This window comes from Egibacteraceae bacterium, assembly GCA_035540635.1.
In the GTDB taxonomy this organism is placed as follows: domain Bacteria; phylum Actinomycetota; class Nitriliruptoria; order Euzebyales; family Egibacteraceae; genus DATLGH01.
In genome coordinates, this window is the sequence record DATLGH010000029.1 from 14,524 (window position 1) to 33,477 (window position 18,954).

23 protein-coding genes, 1 tRNA gene and 2 pseudogenes are annotated in these 18,954 nt (G+C 68.6%); 17 read left to right on the forward strand and 9 right to left on the reverse strand.

Annotated features, from left to right (window positions below):
• Positions 1-30 precede the first annotated feature (30 nt).
• From VM324_05105 to VM324_05130, 6 genes are all read left to right on the forward strand, one after another.
• Complete coding sequence (locus VM324_05105; GenBank protein HVL98652.1) at positions 31-372, forward strand: metalloregulator ArsR/SmtB family transcription factor; 342 nt, start codon at positions 31-33, stop codon at positions 370-372.
• Entirely contained in the window at positions 369-851 is a 483-nt protein-coding gene (locus VM324_05110) for an SRPBCC family protein (protein ID HVL98653.1), read from the forward strand. Before VM324_05105 ends, VM324_05110 begins: the two co-directional genes overlap by 4 nt.
• A complete protein-coding gene (locus tag VM324_05115) occupies positions 838-1,167 on the forward strand; it encodes a hypothetical protein (protein ID HVL98654.1) in 330 nt (109 codons plus the stop codon). Before VM324_05110 ends, VM324_05115 begins: the two co-directional genes overlap by 14 nt.
• Positions 1,168-1,413: 246 nt before the next feature.
• The gene (locus tag VM324_05120) at positions 1,414-1,770 is read left to right on the forward strand and encodes a YciI family protein (GenBank protein HVL98655.1); all 357 of its coding nucleotides are present in this window, start codon (positions 1,414-1,416) and stop codon (positions 1,768-1,770) included.
• A 98-nt stretch (positions 1,771-1,868) separates the two neighbouring features.
• Positions 1,869-2,225: a YciI family protein gene (locus VM324_05125; GenBank protein ID HVL98656.1), complete on the forward strand. Its 357-nt coding sequence runs from the start codon at positions 1,869-1,871 to the stop codon at positions 2,223-2,225.
• The gene (locus VM324_05130) at positions 2,222-3,418 is read left to right on the forward strand and encodes a sigma-70 family RNA polymerase sigma factor (GenBank protein HVL98657.1); all 1,197 of its coding nucleotides are present in this window, start codon (positions 2,222-2,224) and stop codon (positions 3,416-3,418) included. Before VM324_05125 ends, VM324_05130 begins: the two co-directional genes overlap by 4 nt.
• A gap of 280 nt (positions 3,419-3,698) precedes the next feature.
• Here the strand turns inward: VM324_05130 and VM324_05135 are convergent, their stop codons facing one another.
• From VM324_05135 to VM324_05150, 4 genes are all read right to left on the reverse strand, one after another.
• Positions 3,699-3,899 carry a hypothetical protein gene (locus VM324_05135; protein HVL98658.1) on the reverse strand — a complete coding sequence of 67 codons (201 nt, stop codon included), beginning with the start codon at positions 3,897-3,899 and terminating at the stop codon, positions 3,699-3,701.
• 43 nt (positions 3,900-3,942) lie between these two features.
• Entirely contained in the window at positions 3,943-4,266 is a 324-nt protein-coding gene (locus VM324_05140) for an IS110 family transposase (GenBank protein HVL98659.1), read from the reverse strand.
• Between the two features lie 595 nt (positions 4,267-4,861).
• Positions 4,862-5,284 (reverse strand): PIN domain-containing protein, encoded by a 423-nt coding sequence (locus tag VM324_05145; GenBank protein HVL98660.1) that lies wholly within the window; start codon positions 5,282-5,284, stop codon positions 4,862-4,864.
• Positions 5,281-5,505, reverse strand: coding sequence for a CopG family transcriptional regulator (locus VM324_05150; protein HVL98661.1), 225 nt, complete (start codon positions 5,503-5,505; stop codon positions 5,281-5,283). Before VM324_05150 ends, VM324_05145 begins: the two co-directional genes overlap by 4 nt.
• 269 nt (positions 5,506-5,774) lie before the next feature.
• Between VM324_05150 and VM324_05155 the strand changes: the two genes are divergently transcribed.
• Positions 5,775-7,070 (forward strand): tyrosine-type recombinase/integrase, encoded by a 1,296-nt coding sequence (locus tag VM324_05155; GenBank protein ID HVL98662.1) that lies wholly within the window; start codon positions 5,775-5,777, stop codon positions 7,068-7,070.
• A 14-nt stretch (positions 7,071-7,084) separates the two neighbouring features.
• Here the strand turns inward: VM324_05155 and VM324_05160 are convergent.
• A pseudogene (locus VM324_05160) lies at positions 7,085-8,332 on the reverse strand (IS110 family transposase).
• 529 nt (positions 8,333-8,861) lie between these two features.
• On the opposite strand from VM324_05160, the gene VM324_05165 reads away from it, so the two are divergent.
• The 6 genes and pseudogenes from VM324_05165 (at position 8,862) to VM324_05190 (ending at position 12,910) form a co-directional block, all read left to right on the forward strand.
• Positions 8,862-9,500, forward strand: a complete 639-nt coding sequence (locus VM324_05165; GenBank protein ID HVL98663.1) for a DUF4433 domain-containing protein — start codon at positions 8,862-8,864, stop codon at positions 9,498-9,500.
• Between the two features lie 19 nt (positions 9,501-9,519).
• Positions 9,520-10,584 carry a macro domain-containing protein gene (locus VM324_05170; protein HVL98664.1) on the forward strand — a complete coding sequence of 355 codons (1,065 nt, stop codon included), beginning with the start codon at positions 9,520-9,522 and terminating at the stop codon, positions 10,582-10,584.
• Between the two features lie 649 nt (positions 10,585-11,233).
• On the forward strand, positions 11,234-11,509 hold the full coding sequence (locus tag VM324_05175) for a hypothetical protein (GenBank protein HVL98665.1): 276 nt from the start codon (positions 11,234-11,236) through the stop codon (positions 11,507-11,509).
• 107 nt (positions 11,510-11,616) lie between these two features.
• Positions 11,617-11,832, forward strand: a complete 216-nt coding sequence (locus tag VM324_05180) for a helix-turn-helix domain-containing protein (GenBank protein ID HVL98666.1) — start codon at positions 11,617-11,619, stop codon at positions 11,830-11,832.
• On the forward strand, positions 11,829-12,401 hold the full coding sequence (locus VM324_05185) for a hypothetical protein (protein HVL98667.1): 573 nt from the start codon (positions 11,829-11,831) through the stop codon (positions 12,399-12,401). The genes VM324_05180 and VM324_05185 overlap by 4 nt, the downstream gene beginning before the upstream one ends.
• Before the next feature lie 125 nt (positions 12,402-12,526).
• Positions 12,527-12,910: pseudogene (locus VM324_05190) on the forward strand (tyrosine-type recombinase/integrase).
• Between the two features lie 483 nt (positions 12,911-13,393).
• Here VM324_05190 and VM324_05195 read toward each other — a convergent pair.
• Positions 13,394-14,041: a DUF433 domain-containing protein gene (locus VM324_05195; protein ID HVL98668.1), complete on the reverse strand. Its 648-nt coding sequence runs from the start codon at positions 14,039-14,041 to the stop codon at positions 13,394-13,396.
• Positions 14,042-14,951: 910 nt separating this feature from the next.
• Between VM324_05195 and VM324_05200 the strand changes: the two genes are divergently transcribed.
• A complete protein-coding gene (locus VM324_05200) occupies positions 14,952-15,152 on the forward strand; it encodes a hypothetical protein (GenBank protein HVL98669.1) in 201 nt (66 codons plus the stop codon).
• A gap of 249 nt (positions 15,153-15,401) precedes the next feature.
• Here VM324_05200 and VM324_05205 read toward each other — a convergent pair.
• Positions 15,402-15,492, reverse strand: a tRNA-Pro gene (locus tag VM324_05205).
• A gap of 277 nt (positions 15,493-15,769) precedes the next feature.
• Here VM324_05205 and VM324_05210 point away from each other — a divergent pair.
• From VM324_05210 to VM324_05220, 3 genes are all read left to right on the forward strand, one after another.
• On the forward strand, positions 15,770-16,144 hold the full coding sequence (locus VM324_05210; protein HVL98670.1) for a hypothetical protein: 375 nt from the start codon (positions 15,770-15,772) through the stop codon (positions 16,142-16,144).
• A 5-nt stretch (positions 16,145-16,149) separates the two neighbouring features.
• Positions 16,150-16,839, forward strand: a complete 690-nt coding sequence (locus tag VM324_05215; protein ID HVL98671.1) for an RES family NAD+ phosphorylase — start codon at positions 16,150-16,152, stop codon at positions 16,837-16,839.
• Positions 16,840-17,178: 339 nt separating this feature from the next.
• Entirely contained in the window at positions 17,179-17,781 is a 603-nt protein-coding gene (locus tag VM324_05220) for a transposase (GenBank protein HVL98672.1), read from the forward strand.
• Here the strand turns inward: VM324_05220 and VM324_05225 are convergent.
• Together VM324_05225 and VM324_05230 are read right to left on the reverse strand one after the other, a co-directional pair.
• Positions 17,721-17,984 (reverse strand): hypothetical protein, encoded by a 264-nt coding sequence (locus VM324_05225; GenBank protein HVL98673.1) that lies wholly within the window; start codon positions 17,982-17,984, stop codon positions 17,721-17,723. The genes VM324_05220 and VM324_05225 overlap by 61 nt on opposite strands.
• A gap of 5 nt (positions 17,985-17,989) precedes the next feature.
• A complete protein-coding gene (locus VM324_05230; GenBank protein ID HVL98674.1) occupies positions 17,990-18,820 on the reverse strand; it encodes an AAA family ATPase in 831 nt (276 codons plus the stop codon).
• Positions 18,821-18,954: the final 134 nt, after the last annotated feature.

Genomic DNA, 18,954 nt, shown 5'->3' on the forward strand with positions numbered 1-18,954 from the left:
GTACTCAACCCATCAGTTGAGGAGGAGCGGATGGACGAGCCGTTGTCCAAGGTGTTCACCGCACTGGCCGACCCGACGCGTCGGGACATCGTTGCGCGGCTGGCCGCCACCGACGCGACCGTCGGGGAGCTCGCCGAGCCGTATGCCGTCAGCGTGCAGGCGGTCTCCAAGCACCTGAAGGTGCTCGAGAACGCGGGGCTGGTCAGCAAGTCAAAGGTCGCCCAACGCCGTGTGGTACGCCTCGAGGCGGAGGTGCTCGACCTGATGACCGCATGGATCGAGCGCTACCGCAAGCGCGCCGAGCAGCGTTACCAGCGCCTGGACGCGGTCCTGGCGAGGATGACCGAGGAGCAGAAGGGACAGGCATCATGACGACGACCACACAGGCCGCGATCGAGGCGGACGAGCGGCTGCCGATCATCCGGATCACCCGCGACTTCGCGGCGACTCCCGCGCAGCTGCTCGCGGCGCACACCGACCCCGAGCTGTTCGCCCAGTGGATCGGGCCGGACGGCATGGAGACCGAGACCCCCATCTGGGACGCGCGCGACGGCGGCGAGTGGCGGTTCGTGCAGCGGCGCGACGGGGAGGAGTACGCCTTCCGCGGTTGCTTCCACCAGGTCAGCGAGCACCGGATCGTGCAGACGTTCACGTACGAGGGGGACCCGGACGGCGTGGCACTGGAGACGCTGACGTTCGAGGACCTCGGCGACGGCCGTACCAGGCTTCATGCGCAGTCGCTGGTCGATTCCTTCGAGGGCAGGGACGCGTGGCTGCGCTCGGGCATGGAGGTCGGGGTCGACGAGGGGTACGCCAAGCTCGATCGGATGCTGTCCCATGGCGCTGTCTGACCTCGGCGCGGCTGAGCGGCATCGCCGGATCGCGGGCGATTGCACCGACCTGGTGCGGGGGGTGGCTCACTGGGACGCCCCCGCACCGGTGGCCGGCTGGGCCGCGCGAGACGTCGTCGAGCACCTCGTGACCTGGCTCCCGGGGTTCCTCTCGGCAGGCGGTGTCGCGCTGCTCACTGGCTCGGCGGTCGCCGACGGCCCGGTAGCGGCGTGGAGCGTTCACACCGAGGCGGTGCAGGCCGCGGATGCCGATCCCCAGACCCGGCTGATCGGTTTCATCGGACGCGACCCCTCCTGGCGGCCTGGCACCACATGAGGTGCAGCCTGACGCTGAGCTCCGGTTCCGGTAAGCAGCCAGCACTTGGGTCCGCACGGGCCGTTCGAAACGATCACCCGTTCCTCGACGGCCCCCAGCCAGCCCGGCGCGACGGGAGCGGCTGTCGATCAGCGGGGGCACCCTCGCGGTCGGATTCTGCAAGAATGTCGATCGGTCCGGCCGGGTTTCGTGGGGAGGGTGGAGGGCCCAGCATGAGGCGGCCCGCACACCACAGGAGCAGCCACCATGACGCAGTTTCTGTTGTCCGTGTACTACCCGGAAGGCGCCACCCAGCCCCCGCCGGCAGAGCTCGAGCAGATCATCCGCGACACCGAGGTGTTTCACGAGGAGGCGAAGGCCGCCGGCGTGTGGGTGTTCGGAGGCGGGCTCCACGACGCGAGCAGCGCGACGGTCGTGAACGTGCGCGGCGGACAGGTGCTCACCACGGACGGGCCGTTTGCGGAGACGAAGGAGCAGCTGGGCGGGTTCAGCGTCCTCGACCTGCCCGATCTCGACGCCGCGCTCGCGTGGGCGGAGAAGGCGTCGCGGGCGACGACCTGCCCGATCGAGGTGCGGCCCTTCCAGAACGGCGCGGGGACATAGCGCACGAGAATTTCCCTGGCCAGTGTCGATTCCGGTCGGGGGCTTCGTAGGGATGGTGAGGAGCGGGACGGCCGCTCCCGCGAACCAAGGAGCCAGCCATGAAGCAGTACCTGCTGTCGGTGCACTACGTCGACGGACAGCCGGATCCGGACCCCGAGACCATCCAGCAGATGTACAAGGACGTCGACGCGCTGAACACCGAGATGCAGGAGCGCGGCGTCTGGGTGTTCGCCGGTGGCCTGCAGGAACCCGACATCGCCACGATCGTGCGGGCCGAGAGCGGCGAGATCGTCACCACGGACGGGCCCTTCGCGGAGGCCAAGGAACACCTCGGCGGCTTCTGGGTCATTCAGGTGCCTGACTTCGACACCGCCCTCCAATGGGCGGGGAAGGCCACCCTTGCCTGTCAGGGCCCGGTGGAGGTGCGCCCGTTCCAGGAGGAACCCGAAGGGTGAGCGAGAGCCGCGGCCTTGTGCCGCGACCACCAGCGATCGACGACGCGGCCATCGCGCGGGTCTTCCGCGAGGAGTTCGGGCAAGCCGTGGCCACGCTGGTCCGCGTCTTCGGCGACATCGACATCGCCGAGGACGCGGTCCAGGAGGCATTCGTCGTCGCGACTCGGCGCTGGCAGGAGGGCGGCCTGCCACCAAACCCCGGAGGGTGGATAACCACCACCGCGCGTCGCAAGGCCATCGACCGGCTGCGGCGGGAGTCGCGGCGCAGCGAATGGCACGCCCGCGCCGCTGTGCTGGCGACACCTGAGGAGCTGGCGGGCGAGGAGGAAGATGTGGTGCGCGACGACCGGCTGCGGCTCATGTTCACGTGCTGTCACCCCGCCCTCGCCACCCATGCCCAGATCGCGCTCACGCTGCGGCTCATCGGTGGGCTCAAGACCGGAGAGATCGCCCGCGCGTTCCTTGTGTCCGAGGCGACGTTGTCGCAACGGCTGGTGCGAGCGAAGCGCAAGATCAGGGACGCGAAGATCCCCTACCGCGTGCCCGGCGACGCCGCGCTCCCCGACCGACTCCGCGGTGTGCTCGCCGTTGTCTACCTGATCTTCAACGAGGGCTACGTCGCCACCGCTGGCGAGGCGCTCGACCGCGAACACCTCGTCACGGAGGCGATCCGCCTCGCCCGACTGCTCGCCACCCTCATGCCCGACGAGCCGGAGGTCGGCGGGCTGCTCGCGCTCATGCTCCTGACCGCCGCCCGCCGCCGGGCAAGGACCGACACAGACGGTGCGCTCATCCTTCTCGCCGACCAGGACCGGTCACGCTGGGATCCTACGTTCATCGCCGAGGGGCAGGCGCTGGTGCGGGCCTGCCTGCGGCGCAACCGCCCCGGTCCCTACCAGCTGCAAGCAGCGATCGCCGCGGTCCACAGCGATACGCAGACGGCGGCGGACACCGACTGGCGCCAGATCCTCGCGCTGTACGACCAGCTCGTTGCCCTCACCCCCACGCCCGTCGTCGCCTTGAACCGCGCTGTCGCCCTGGCCGAGGTCGCCGGCGCCGAGGCGGCGCTGACCGTCGTCGATGCGCTCGATTTCGACAACTACCACCCCCTGCATGCCACTCGCGCCGACCTGTTGCGCCGCCTCGGCCGCATCGAGGAGGCCGCCGCGACTACGCGCGCGCCGCCGAGTTGACCGAGAACGTCGCGGAGCGGCGCTTTCTGCTGGAGCGTCACCGAGCCCTGCTCCACGGCACGTGACGCGGCCGGTCGAGGGCGCCGTCGGGTCGCAGGGCGCCGAGCGTCAGGGCTTCGTGCCTCCTGCTGCCTCGGCGCGCCGGCGGTCCTGGCCGATGGCGGCGCAGAGGAGCAGAAGCCCCGCGGCGACAGCCGCGGTCGGGGGCGGCCCCGTCACCGGCAGCGAGGAGGTGGCCGCTTCGGCGGGCGGCGGCGGTGTGGTCTGACGCGAAGATTCCCTAGCCGGCGGCGACCTTCAAGGGGTTGAGGGTGACGTGGTAGCCCATGGTGCGCAGTTGGTCGAGGACGCGGCGTTTGGCTCTGTCGGGGTGCAGCCGGGTGTAGAAGTCGGGTCCTGGGTCGTCGTAGACGGCTTCGGTGGCGGCCATGTTCCAGATCGCGGTGAGCATGGCGTGCTCGACGGCGACCAGTGCCTTCATCGGCCCCCGGCGTGAGGCGATGCGGCGGTACTTGGCTGCCAGGTTAGGTGTCCTTGGTTCGAGCCGCCGACATCGCCGCGGTACCCAGGGCGCCCTTGACGTAGGGGTTGCCGGGTCGGGTCTTGGTCGACCTGACCCGTCCGGCAGACTCGTTGCTGCCCGGACACGTGCCAGCCCAGGAGGCCAGGTGACCGACGGTCGGGAACCGGCTCATGTCTGCGCCGGTCTCGGCGCAGACGACGTCAGCGACGCCGATGCTGATGCCCGGGATCGTGCAGATCAGCACCCGGAACGCGCGAAAGGGCTCGATCACCTCCTCGATGCGGCCCGTCACCTCGGTGATGGTCTGGGTGTGACGGTCGATCAAGTCCAGATGAACCCGAGCGAGGAACGCGTGATGGTCGCTGAACCGTCCCGTCAGCGCTTCTGTGAGACCACGTCGTGACCGTCTCCTGGGTCCCCCGCCGGCCCTTACCGGCAACTCTGACGCACACCTTCGCGTCCCGCTTGGACACGTCCAGTCCAGCGCAGCGGACATGAACGACTTCCATGACGAGCACCTCCCTTCACGACAATCGAAGTCCGACGCGGGGAGGGCAGGGAGAAACAGAAGTCTGACGCTCGTGCTTGAAAGGCAACAATCCACGGCTCCGTGGAAGCCCTCCACACCATGCTGACCTACAGGCTCACAGGCACTACAGAGAATTTCGGTGTCCGACCGCGACGAACAGCGACATTCTCACCCCGCGCAGCCGGCGCTGACCAGACCACGCCCCCAGCCGCGCCTGCCAGCGAATCTTCGCGCACCCGGTGCGCCTTCGCCCGAAGGCGCTGGACTGCTGACCTGCGGTTTTACCGGTTCGCGGTCTCAGCGCCTGACACGCCGGCCCGGTCGATCTCGTGCCGTATGGGATCAGTATGGGATCAAGCTCGCCCAGGCGCCGCTGCCCCGGACGTTGGGGTCATGCGTCGGAGGGGAGGAGTCGGAAGGCGCTGCCGCCCCGTAGGGGCGAGACCGCGCGGAAGTGCCGCTCGTCGGTGCACAGCAGGTCGATGGTGCGGTACTTGCTGGCGAGCACGACCACGGACGCGTCGGTCAGGCCAATGCCGAGGTCGCGGTAGCCCCTGACCAACGCAACGGCCTCGCTGAGGTCATCGTCACCGAACGCGACCAGCGTGTACACCCCGGCGTCCACGTCGTCGAGCAGGTCGCACTCGGCGCCCACACCCAGCCGGCGTTGCACGAGGTAGTCCAGCTCGGCGAGGACGAAGGGCGATAGGACGAAGGGTCCGGAGTCGGCGTCGATAACGGCGCGCGCTGCTTCGTGGTTGGCGTCGTCGCGGTCCAGGAAGGCGTACAGCCCGCCCGTGTCGACCACGATCACCGGCCGAAGCCGTCCTCCAGCAACTCGTCAACCCGCTGAGACGTGTCGCTGTGGCCACTGCGCCCGAGCGGGCGCGGACGACGGTCGGCGGCCGTTTCGGCGCGCAGCAGGCGACGGATCGCTTCGCGGATCAGCTCCGAACGGGTCGAGCCGCGTCGTGCAGCCGCCTGCCGCAGCAGCGCATCGTCGGCGGCATCGAGGTAGATCGTCGTCTTCCGCATCGTCCCGCGAGCCTACCATACGTATGGCACCCGCTCGACAACGATCCCGTGGCGTTGGGACTTCTCACGGCGCGTGCGCGTATGACTGTTGCGCCGACACGTCCGGCGGTGCCCTTCAGTCCAGTCAAAGCGGGGCTTCGTACCTCCGGTCGAATGGAGGCCCGTGGCGCTACGCGTGGCCCTTGAGGTCACCGAGGAGTTCGGCGAGCCGCGCAACGCAGTTGTGTTCGGTTAGTTAGAGGCAGTCGCTGGAATCGCAAGGTGTGGCCGTGGCCGCTGCGCCATGGGCCGTGGTGTTCCAGTTCACGTGGGGCTTCACGGTCGACGTCGGCAAGGACGGCGACGGTCGGCGGATCCAGCAGAAGCGCACGGGATTCGCCACCAAGGTCGACGCCGAACGCGCGCTCCACGAGGTGAGGGCCTCCCTGCACCGCGGCACGTTCGTCCCTCGTAGCACCCTCACCCTGGCCGAGTACCTGCGCGAGGAATGGCTGCCCGCCACCAAGCCGCCGCTGGTGAAGTACGAGACGTGGGACGACCGCCGGCGCACCCTCGAGGTCTACGTCCTGCCCCGCATCGGCGGCGTCCGCCTGCAGGAGCTCAACGCCGCCCACCTCAACCGCCTCTATGCCGAGCTGCTGGCGTCCGGACGCGTCCAGTCCACGGGGGGCCTGTCGGTCGGTTCGGTGCGCCGCATCCACGCGATGCTCAGCAAGGCGCTGCGCGACGCCATCCGATGGGGCCGGGTCGCCCGCAGCGCCGCCGAGCTGGCCGACCCGCCGTCGATGAAGGTCGTGCAGGCGGCACGCCGGCGCAGCATGCGCACCTGGTCCGGCGAGGAGTTGCGCCGCTTCCTCGCGGCCACCGAAAGCCATCCGCTCCACCCGCTGTGGTTCTTCGGCTCCAGCACCGGCGCCCGACGCTCCGAGCTGCTCGGCCAGCATGTGCCCGACCTCAACCTGGTCGCCGCCACCGTGACCGTCCGCCACACCGTCACTCCGGGCGAGGACGGGTACCAGCACACCGACGACCAGAAGAGCCAGGGCTCAGCCCGCACCGTCCATCTGGACCGGCGCACTATCGAGGTCCTGCGCGCCCACCTCGACGCCCAGGACCAGATCCGCCAGCAGGTGGGGCCGCTCTGGAACCCCGCCGCGCTGCTGTTCCCCCGCCCGGAGGGCGGCTGGTGGAACCCGCCAGCCATCTCCGAGGCCTTCAAACGCGCGGTCAAGGCTGCGGATGTCCCGCGAATTCGACTGCATGACGTCCGCCACACGCATGCTTCCCTGCTCCTGGCCGCCGGCGTCAACCCCAAGGTCGTGTCTGAGCGACTCGGCCACTCATCGGTGGCATTCACGCTCGACTGCTACGCCCATGTCATGCCCGGCATGCAGGCCGACGCCGCGGAGCTGTTCATGGGCCGGCGAGCACGACGACGAGCACCCCGACGAGAGCACCGACGACCCGGAAGAGGCCCCGGAGGACGAACGATGAACGTCATCTGTCACCGCGCTGTGACCGCGTACCGCAAAGCGCGCCGCCGGTTTCCCGGAACAGCGCGCTGACGCGAAGATTCCCTCTAGCCCGCGGCGGCCTCCAGGGGGTTGAGGGTGACGTGGTAGCCCATGGTGCGCAGTTGGTCGAGGGCGCGGCGTTTGGCTCGGTCGGGGTGCAGCCGGGTGTAGAAGTCGGGTCCTGGGTCGTCATAGAGGGCGCCGGTGGCGGCCATGTTCCAGATCGCGGTGAGCATGGCGTGCTCGACGGCGACCAGTGCCTTCATCGGCCCCCGGCGTGAGGCGATGCGGCGGTACTTGGCTGCCAGGTAGGTGTCCTTGGTTCGAGCCGCCGACATTGCCGCGGTACCCAGGGCGCCCTTGAGGTAGGGGTTGCCGGGTCGGGTCTTGGTCGACTTGACCCGTCCGGCGGACTCGTTGCTGCCCGGACACGTCCCGGCCCAGGAGGCCAGGTGACCGGCGGTGGGGAACCGGCTCATGTCTGCGCCGGTCTCGGCGCAGACGACGTCAGCGACGCCGGTGCTGATGCCCGGGATCGTGCAGATCAGCTCCCGGAACGCGCGAAAGGGCTCGATCACCTGCTCGATGCGGCCCGTCACCTCGGTGATGGCCTGGGTGTGACGGTCGATCAAGTCCAGGTGAACCCGAGCGAGGAACGCGTGATGGTCGCTGAACCGTCCCCTCAGCGCTTCTGTGAGGGCGGGGATCTTCGAACGCAGTCGGCGCTTGGCCATGTCGGCCAACACGGCCGGGTCTCGCTGACCGTCGATGAGCGCTTCAAGCATCGCCCGGCCCGAGACACCAGTGATGTCCGAGGCAACCGAGGACAGCTTGATCCCGGCGTCCTCCAACAGCTTCTCCAACCGCTGGATCTCGCGGCCGCGTTCGCGGGTGATCGCGGTCCTGGTGCGAGTCAGGTCGCGCAGGTGGCGGACCGGCTCCGGCGGCACGAACGACCCGCGCACCAACCCATGCGCGCCCAGCTGCGCCAGTCACGCGGCGTCGGAGACGTCGGTCTTGCGGCCGGGCAGGTTCTTCACATGACGGGCGTTGACCAGCACCACCTCGAACCCGGCGTCCTCGAGCAGGTAGTAGAACGGCTTCCAGTAGTCCCCGGTCGCCTCCATCACCGCCAACGTGACCCGCTCGGCGATCAGGTGCTCACGCAGCGCCAGGACCTGATTCGTGGTCGCACCCCACGTCGTGACCGTCTCCTGGGTTGCCCGCCGGCCCTTGCCGGCGACTCTGACGCACACCTTCGCGTCCCGCTTGGACACGTCGAGTCCAGCGCAGCGAGCATGAACGACTTCCATGACGAGCACCTCCCTTTCACCAAGGCCGATGTCCGACGCGGGGAGGGCAGGGAGAAACAGAAGTCTGACGCTCGTGCTCGAAAGGCAACAATCCACGGTTCCCGTGGAAGCCCTCCACACCATGCTGACCTACAGGCTCACAGGCACTACAGAGGATTCCGGTGTCCGACCGCGACGAACAGCGACATTCTCACCCCGCGCAGCCGCGCTGACCAGACCACGCACCCAGCCGCGCCCCGCGGCGAATCTTCGCGCACCCCGGTGCGCCTTCCCCCGAAGGCGCTGGACTGCTGACCTGCGGTTTCTTCGGTGGCGGGTCTCGGCGCCGCCCCCGCCAACCCGGTCGATCTCGTGCCGTATGGGATCAGTATGGGATCAGCGACCGCCTCAACGGTCTTGCTCCCACGGCCCATCCACGGGCCAGCGTCGGGTCATTCGCCCGGGGCCGGGAACGGGAGGTGTAGCGCCACGAAGGTGTGGTCGTTAACCTCAGTCCCGCGATACCCTCCCCATCACACCCTGCCTGCACATGCCGACCCCCATCTTCCATATAACCCACCGGAACAATCTGCCCGGCATCCTCGCTCGGGGTGGGATCTGCTGCGACCGCGACTGCCAGGAGGACAACCTGACCGCAGTGTGCATCGGCTACAGCGATATCAAGCAACGGCGGTTCTTCCGGGCGGTGCGCGTGCGAGGTGAGGCCCGAGGTGTGGTCGCCGACTACGTCCCCTTCTACTTCGGCCCCCGCTCTCCGATGCTGTTCACGATCAGCAACGGGAACGTGGAGGGGTACCCGGAGGGCCAGGGTCCCGTCGCACACCTTGTGGTCTCGGCGGACGCGATCGCCAACGCCGGCCTTCCCTTCGTCTACACGGATCGCAACGCAGCGCTCGCCTATGCGCAGTTCACGGATGTGCTCGATGACCTTGGCGAGCATGTGGACTTGGCCTTGATGAAGGCTCGGTACTGGAACAATACGCAGGAGCAGCCTGATCGTATGGAGCGGCGCATGGCCGAGTTCCTCGTTCACGACTTCGTCCCGTGGGAGTATGTGAGGGCCATCGGCGTGATGTCACAGGCGGAGGCGAAACTCGTCAACGAGATCCTCGAAGTCCATCAGGGGCATCGCCCTACCGTGTCCGTCCGTCGTGAGTGGTATTACTGAGGTGAAGAGGGAAACCGCGATGATCGAGTTCACGCAGGGCAACCTTCTCGAGGCGGATGCTGAGGCCCTGATCAACACGGTGAACACAGTTGGGGTGATGGGCAAGGGCATCGCGCTGCAGTTCAAGCAGGCCTTCCCGAACAACTTCAAGGAGTACGAACGGGCGTGTCGTGCAGGGGAGGTACAGCTCGGTCGCATGTTCGTCTGGCACAGTGACCGACTCGGCAAACCCCGCCTGATCATCAACTTTCCGACGAAGCGGCATTGGCGAGCGACATCTAAGCTCCGCGACATTGAAGCGGGCCTGCAGGACCTACGGGCTGTCCTGGAGGCCGAGAGCGTCAAGTCGGTGGCCCTGCCCCCGCTGGGCTGTGGCCACGGCGGACTTGAGTGGAGGGATGTGCGTCCCCTCATCCTTGAGGCCCTGGGTGATCTGCATGGTCTCGATGTCTACGTGTACGAGCCTGCTGGCACGCCGGCCGCTGACATGATGCCGGTGGCAACATCGCGACCAACCCTGACACCCAATCGAGCCGCCCTGCTCCTGGTTTTTCGTCGCTATCTCGCTGGGACTTGGGGCAAGACGGTTGGTCGTCTTGAGGCGCAGAAGTTGGCGTACTTCCTTCAACATGCCGGTCAGCCCCTGAAGCTGAACTTCATCAAGCACCGGTACGGCCCATACGCCGAAGCGCTCAACCATGTTCTGCAGCGAATGGAGGGCCACTACTTGCGTGGCTACGGAGACCGGAGCGCCGGTACGCCATCGCGGATGACGATCGCGCCGGAGGCCGACGAACCCATCGACGCAGCAGTACGGGACGACGAGGAGGCACAACGGCGCGTTGCAAAAGTGTCGCGTCTCGTCGATGGCTACGACAGTCCCTATGGACTTGAGCTCCTTGCCACCGTTCACTGGGTCACTGAGCACTACCCAGACGCGCGCACGAGTCCCGCCGTAGTCATCGAGCATGTGGGGGCGTGGAATCACCGCAAGAGGCAACGCTACGCGTCGTCCCACGTCGAGTCGGCGTGGAATGACCTCGCACGTCAAGGCTGGATCCGACACGCTGAAGACGGTCCGTAGCAGGGGGGGGCACAGGGAGGTCCGCTCCCGTACTCACCTGAGCACGCGGGTAGTGCCTGGTCGTCCGTGCCTCAGCTCAGGACTATGCGGCATTGATGCTGCCGTGATGCTGGCTCCGTCGGCCTATGCGGCATTGATGCTGCGGTGATGCTGCGGTGATGCTGGAGGCTATGCGACAGCCTCAGGTCTATGCCGGCCCTATGCCAAAGAGTGACTCCTCCCGACGCACACCCCGCTTCGCCCTTGAGGCCTGACCTGCAGTGCGCCGACCGAGGCGCGAGGAGAGCCGACCCAGTTCGCTCGAAGGGAACCCCTGTCGGCCAACGATGTCGACTTGGCCGGGCTTCTGCCAGCTGTGAGCGTCCCGGACGGAGGGGCCAGTGCTCGGGCGAACGGGTCGCACGGCAGCCATCCGGTCGGCTCGCTGGCACCTGCAATGCCGCCCGGCCGGGGGTGCCGCAACCCGCATGGACTCGTAGTGCATTGATGCGTCGTCATGCTGCGCCTCGATGCTGGGCCCAGGCGGCTTTCCACAAGCCGTGAGCCTCCGGGCTGGCGCAGCGGAGAGCACCCAGGATCCTGGCGCCCGACCTCACCGGGAGGCTGACGGTGTGTTTGACCGACCTGGCATCGGCGTCGAGGATCTGGCGTGGATCACCGCGACCAGTTCGTCCACCACGTCCAGCTGGCAGACTCCCTCGGTGATCCCGGGGACTGGTCGCGCTTGCGGCAAGACCTGCTGCGGGCGCTGACCGCCGCCTTCGGCCTCGACGCCGGCACGGGCTTCGCCCTCACGCAGCAGCAAACCGGCGCCCTCCATCTCCTCGATGAGATCCACCTTCAGCACGACCCGGCAATCCACTGGCCGACATTCCTCGAAACGCTGTGGCGCCGACGTCACGACATCCGGGTTGACCTCCCGTGACCTGGCCCGGCGAGACGATCTGGCCCCAGGAGCGAAGGAGCTCGTCACACTCGGCGGCCAGCGAGAGCAACTCCCTCATGACCCACACGAGGAGCGAGGGGGCTGCGATGAGGCTGAAGGATCTGCCACCCACCCTTTCTGTCGAGCAGGCCGGCGCGATGCTCGGCATCCCCAGGGCGACCGCCTACCGTGCGGCGGCCAGGGGCCAGCTGCCGACGTTCAGGATTGAGCGGCGGTTGCTCGTGCCCACGGCGCGGCTGCTGGACCTGCTGGGGCTCGCCGCCGACGACGTGAACGACTACGATGCGCGGGCCGAGCCGTGAGCGGCACGGTCTACAAGCGCTGCACGAAGTGCGGCAACCGCGTCAAGGAGCGCACCTGCGGCAAGTGCGGGCTCGTCGGCAGGTTCAGCCGGGCGTTCCGCGCCTACGTGGGCAAGGACGCCGAGGAGCGGTGGGTCCGCCAGCTGCGCAGCGGCTTCCCGACGAGGAAGGACGCCGAGCGGGCCCTGCGCGAGCTGCTCAACTCCGTCGAGGACGGCGGGTTCGTCGCCACGTCGACGATGAGTCTCGCGGCGTTCCTGCGCGACGAGTGGCTGCCGGTTATCGCGCCGCCACGGGTGAAGTACGAGACGTGGAGTGACCGCAAGCGCAACCTCGAAGACCACGTCATCTCCCGCCTCGGCGGTGTCGCGCTCGGCGACCTGAACGCAGCCCACTTCAACCGCCTCTACGCCGACCTGTTGCGCGACGGTCGTGTCCATCAACCCGGCGGGCTGTCCCCGACTTCGGTCCGGCGCATCCACGCGATGATCCGCAAGGCGCTGAACGACGCGGTCCGCTGGGGGCTGCTCACCCGCAACGTCGCGCTGCCGCCGACCCGCCGCCCATGAGGGTCGTGAAGGCCTCCCGCCGGCGGGGCATGCAGACGTGGAGCCCCTCAGAGCTGCGCGACTTCCTGGACAGCACCTGCGAGCACGAGCGGCACACCCTGTGGTGCGTGCTCGCCGCCACCGGGATGCGCCGCTCGGAGATCCTCGGCCTGCGCTGGAGCGAGGTCGACCTCGCGGCCGCCACCCTGACGGTCCGCCAGACGATCGTGGCCACCGCGGACGGCTTCCAGCCCCAGGACGAGCAGAAGTCGGAAGGCTCCGCGCGGACCATCCACCTCGACCGCCGCACCGTCGCCCAGCTGCGCGCGCACCGGGCCGCGCAGAACGAGGGTAAGCTCGCGCTCGGGTCCGCATGGCAGGATAACAACCTCGTGTTCCCGTGCGCCGACGGGACCTGATGGAACCCGCCGGCCATCTCCCTGGCCTTCCGCCGTGCCGTCAAGCGCGCCGGCGTGCGGCCCATCCGGCTGCAGGACGTCCGGCACACCCACGCCTCGCTGCTGCTGGCCGCAGGCATCAACCCGAAGGTGGTCTCCGAGCGCCTAGGACACAGCTCGGTCGCCTTCACGCTGACACCTACGCGCACGTCATGCCCGGCATGCAGCCCGAGGCCGCCGAGCGGTTCATGGAGCTCGTCCACGGTCCGCCCGACAACGATGCGGGCAGCCAGGAGGCGACGCCCTGACGCCGCCTGAAGCACTCGCCTCGGGACCGGGAGGCTCCGGAAGGTCGCTCCCTACGGGGGCGTCAGCAGGCTCATGCGCGTCCAGGGCCACGAGTACCCTGACGTCGTTTTCCATCTTGCAGTTGTTCCTCACGAGCACGGGGTAGCCGTGCTGCCGCAGGGCGTAGAGCAGTTCATGGTCCTCGACGTCGCCCAGGCCGGGGCCGATCGAGCGCACCCAGGCGAGCTCGACCTCGGGTAACCAGGGCCTCACACAGTCGAGGATCGGTTCGGGGAAGTTGTGGTCGAGCGCGACAGGCCGGGGCATTCACGCGGCGAGCGAGCGCTCGAGCTCGACGGCCTCCGCGAGCGCTTCGGGTTCCTCGTGCGGGTACAGCACAGCGATCTGTGCGACGGATAACCCCCGCACGGCCAGGCCAGCGACCGTCCGGGTGGTCAGACGCGACCCGACAAGGTGAGGCTCGCCGGCAACCTTGCCCGGCACGATTCGCAACCGCGGCCGGGGCACCCGCAAGTCCACCCCGCGGTCAAACGGCGCGAACAGGTCGAGTTGGTCATGCTCCAGCACGACCTGGCCGCCAAGCGTGCTGAGCGGCCGCTCGCCCAGGAAGACCGTCCCGTCCCTGCCGACGAGGATCGTCGGGACCTCCCGCCCGCGCTCGTCGATGCTCCAGAGGCGCTCGCCCACGGTGTCCATAACCTCCCGGACCTCGCTCATGGTCGTGGCTGCGACGCCGAGGTCGTCCTTTGGCAGCCGCAGCCACCGCACCAGGCGCAGAGTCAGCAGGTCCCGGTAGGACCACAGCTTTTCCCGGTGCGGGGAGATCGACGGGACGATCAGGTCGGTCCGCGCCCAGTAGTACAGCGTGCTGCGCGGCACCCCGGCGAGCGCAGCAGCGCGTTCGGCCTCGTAATGGCCGAGGTCAAGCTGGCTCACGGTGGCGGCGGAGGTCATGGCACGAGTCTACGGCCGGTGTGTGATCGAGGGCGCAGCTTGTCCGCAGGGTCCGACCCGACCCCCGGCCCGTTTCGTACGCCGGCACGGGGGTCGCGGTCCGGGAGCTGGTCACCGACGCCGGTCCCGCCGATTACGTGCTGTTCGTCAACCGCCAGGCGGTGGGGGTGATCGAGGCGAAGAAGCAGGGGACGACGCTGTCCGGCCGGTGTGGAGTGGCAGACCGTCAAGTACCAGGCCAACGTCCCCGAGGCGCTGCCGGGGTACTTGATCGACGGCCGCCTGCCGTTCGGCTACGAGTCGACGGGCAGCGAGACATGGTTCACCTGCCGCAACATCGGCATGGGTGAGATCGCCTTCCGCTCCGGTTTCTCCGCCCTCGCGGGTGCCGCGTGTGGTCTGATCTTCAAGCAAGGCTGCGCGCTCGCTGCCGGTGGTCTGAAGCCGGCCGGTGGCGGCGGGGGCCGGGGGGCCCTTGGTGAAGCTGTGGCAGACGCAGGCGGCTGCGCTCGTCGGCAGGGGGCATCTCCCGCGCTGTTCTTCGCGAACGCCATCCTCAAGCGGGGGCTCACCGAGGTGCTGTTCCGACTCGATGACTGCTACCCGCTCATTGACGTCACATGGGAGCCGGTCGGCGAGACCCGGGGGAAGGGGGTGAACCCCCGCCGGTTCGCCGTCGGGCCCCATGCGGCGGCCTTCACCGCACCGCCGATGGGTTGCGCTCTGGGTTGGAGGCCGAGGTCCGGGGACCCGAGGGCGAAGGTGCTGCGCGGATCGCGGAGGAACCGACGTCGCTCGCGCTCCAGGTCCGACCGGTGGGTGCCCGAGCCGGTGACCGACCGGTCGTCCTGCGCCGCAACCCCCGGCGCTGCGGCGTCGCACCCGCGTCGTCACCGTGCGCGGTCCGGGCGTGGACTGGGAGATCCGCACCAAGGCCGGCACCACCTCCGTCGCCGATGCGCAAGACGGGGCTGTGCGCTGGTGCAGGGGGCCCGGGGGTGAGCGGCTGCGCGTCGGGATGCAGCCCGACGAGGTCGCGCTGGTCCTGCTGCTCGTCCACGCTCGGGTGCCCGAGACCACGAGCGCCTGGAGCTTCCTCCGCTACGTCTAGCCCGCGTCACCGCGGGCCGTGCCGGCAGGCTGCGGTGCGCGCGGAGCAGTTCATGGGCAGAATCTTTCACGGCGAGCACGACGACGAGCCCCCGACGGCAGCACCACCACCCGGACGACACCCTGGAGGACGAACGATGAACGTCATGTGTGACCGCGCTGTGCCCGCGTACCGCAAGACGCGCCGCCCCGGTCTTCAGAACAGCGCGCCCCTGTCTGTCAGGCTGAGGTGACCTGCGGCTTTACTTTGAGCGGGTGAGGGGAATCGAACCCCCGTTGCGAGCTTGGGAACCGCAATCAGGCCGTCCCAGCGCCTTGCGGCCGATCCCTGAACACCGCGCTGACCTGCGGTTTCGCCGGTTCCCCGTCTCAGCGCCCGACGCGGCGACCCGCTCGATCTCCTGCCGTATGGGATCAGGCCCTGCACTTGCCTTGGTGACACAGCCCCCGAAGACCCATGGCTCGGGTCACAACCAGTCAAGATTCCTGGGCGGGCGTCCGAGGTACCGTGTAGGGTGGTGTTTCCGGTTGTGTCTCTAGGGGCGGTACTACGGGTACGCTGCCCTCGCAACCAACGGCTGAGGAGAGACCCATGACCGCCACCCGACACGGCTAAGCATGTCCAATCTGTCGACCAGGGAAAAGGATGCGCACCGCGAAGCGGTGTCGATGAGCATCGCCGACGTGACGAAGTACCTCCAAGACGCATTCGGCCAGAAGTTGGTCGCCTACATGACCGACACCAAGGACGCGAAGAACGTAGGCCGGTGGAGTCGCGGAGAACAGGCTCCGCGCAAGGACGCTGAGGACCGCCTGCGGATCGCCTACCAGGTGTTCCACCTGCTTCAGGAAAAGGACAGCTCCCACACGGTCCGGGCCTGGTTCGTGGGCCTCAACCCTCAACTCGGTGACGAGTCGCCGGCCACCGCAATCCGCGACGGCCGGCACCGGGACGTCCTGATCGCCGCAAAGGCGTTCCTGGCAGGCGCCTAGACGACATGGTGGAGGCAGAGGCTCCCAGAGAACTGTCTCCACCATCCGTCGGCTTCTGGCGGATCGGGCGCGGCGACGACCCGCTGCGTCAGCCTAAGCGCGAAGTCATGGATATGGGCGACTCGCGAGCTGGAAACCGGTTCGACACCGTCACGGGCCAGTACACCGTTCTGTACTTCGGCAGCACCCTTGAGGGCTGCTTCGGCGAGACCCTGAACCGCTACCGCAAAGACCCAAAGCTGGCGTTCATCGACGACGAATGGAGCGACCTGGGGTTCATGCCCCGCGGCAGCGTCCCCCGAGATTGGCGGGAGCGCCGTACTGCGGTACGCGTCATCCCACAAGGCGGCCTGCCCTTCTTCAACGTCGAGCACCCACGGAATCTCGCCCTGCTCCAGCGAGAGCTCGGCGCATCACTGGCCATGCTCAATGTCACCGACCTGGACGTCGCGGTCATCCGTGGGCCGGATAGGCGCGTCACCAGGTTCATCAGCCAGTGGGTCTGGCAGCAAGAAGACGAAGCCGGCCATGCCAGGTTCGCCGGTCTCCGATACCTCTCACGGACCAACACAGCATGGGAGTGCTGGGCGGTCTTCAACGACATCCCCCTAGTCGAGGAAGCCCGCCAACCCATCCTCGCCACCGACAAGGACGTCCGCCGCGTCGCGGGCCTCTTCGACCTCACCGTCCACTGAGCCATGGCGATCCGCGCGTCGTCACCCGGGTACCTGTCCCATTATTTTCACGCACCACCGCCAGGCCTACTACGACCGGCTGCAGGCCGTGCGCGACGAAGGGGACTGGGAGGCGCGACGAAGGGGACTGGGAGGGCTGGCTCGCGTTCTTCCTCGAGGGCGTTGCAGAGGTGGTGAACTGTCGACCCGCGCCTGCAGGGGTCCACCGGCACCGGCGCCTACCGGTGGCGTGACCTCATAGGAGCCTGCTGCTACCAGGCGCCCCTTGGCAGTCTTGTCCGCCTCCCGGCCGGCTCGGTGCTCCCCCGACTGGATGAGAGCCGAGGAGGCAACACCAGCATGACAGACCCCGCCCGTCACGTCACGGGCGGGGTGGACACCCATGCCGACTGCCACGTCGCGGTGGTGGTGGACTCCGCGACCGGGCACGTCGCGGGGACCGCATCGTTCGACAACACTGCCGGCGGCTACCACGAGCTGCTGGCCTGGATGCGCGGCCACGGCGTGGTCGACAAGGTCGGCGTGGAGGGCACCGGCACCTACGGCGCCGGTCTGACCCGTCACCTGCGCCGCCACGGCATCGCGGTCGTCGAGGTTGACCGGCCCGACCGCAAGACCCGCCGGCTGCGCGGCAAGTCCGACCCGGTCGACGCCGAGGCGGCAGCGCGGGCGGCCCTGGCCGGGGTCGCCACGGGGACACCCAAGACTCGTGACGGCGTGGTGGAGGCCGTGCGTGTGCTCGAGGTGCTGTACGAGTCGGCGGACAAGGACCGCACCAGGGCGCTGAACCAGTTGTTGTCAGCCACGCTCGTTGACCTTGGTGTGGTCAGGTTCGGTGTCGTTGGGAGGGCGTGGGTGGTGACGGTGTGTGATGGACGCGGTCATCGGCTGAACAGGGGTGTGTCGAGGCCGAGCAGGCCGCGGATGTCGTGGTGGGTGTAGCCGTGGTCGTAGGCGGCGGCGATAAGTCCGGGCAGGTAGTTGTCGGCTTGCAGGACGAGGGTTTGCAGCAGGTGCAGGGCGTGGCCGGGGTCGGGTCCTTGGGCGGGGTCGGTGAGGGGGCAGGGGATGCCGCGTTGCCAGCCGAGCGCTTCGACGGCGTGGGTGATGACGGCGAGGCTGTTGTGGTCGAGGTGGATTCGCATGGGGGTCACTCCGCGGTGTGGTCGGCGATGGCGGCTTGGGCGCAGTCCATGTCGATGATGGTGTTGCGCCGGGCGTAGCCGGCGATGAGTGCTGCGACGGCGAGGTTGCCGATCTGGCGGGGCAGGCCGCGGGCGGCGTGGGCGATCGCGGCGGTGGCGTCGTCGGCGAACAGCGGGTCGGCGCGTCCGCTGATTTGCAGGTGGTGGCGGATGTAGTCGGCGGTCTGGTCGCCGGTGAGAGGGCCCAGGTGGTAGCGCACGGCGATGCGTTGGTCCAGCGCCGCGAAGGACCCGCGGCGGATCTTGCGGCGCAGGGCGGGCTGGGCCAGCAGGATCACCGCGAGCAGGGATGCCGAGTCCATCTGGTCGCTTGACAACAGCCGGGCTTGTTCGAGCTGATCGGCGTCGAGCAGGTGCGCGTCATCGATGAAGAGGACGGTGGCCTTGTCACGCTCGTCGCGTTCGCGGGCGAGCAGTTCGGCGCTTTGGGCGATCAGCGCGCCGCGGTGGAAACGGGGCGCGACCCCCAGGGCGTAGGCGATGTGTTGGTGGATGCCGCGGGCGCCCACGGCGGGGTTGGCGATGTAGACGATGGTGTGGCGCGACGCGTCGAGGTCGGCGACCGCGCAGCGCGCGGCCAGGCTCTTGCCGACGCCGACTTCGCCGGTGACCAGCCCGATGGTCTGCTCGTCGATCAGCCAGCGGATGCGGGCGACGGCTTCCAGGTGGCCGGGGTGGGCCAGCACCTGGGCGGGCGCGAGGGTCTTTGAGAACGGCGTGCGCGAGAAGCCGTAGTAGCGCTTCCAGTCGGTTGCGGGCGTGGTGACCGCGGTCATCGCCGCGCCCCTGGCGTGTGGGGCACGGCCGCATCGGACCCGGGCGCGGCCACACCAGGGTCGTCGGGCCCCTCGGGGCCGTGGGGGCCGTGCCCCACACGCCAGGGGCGCGGCGATGACCGCGGTCACCACGC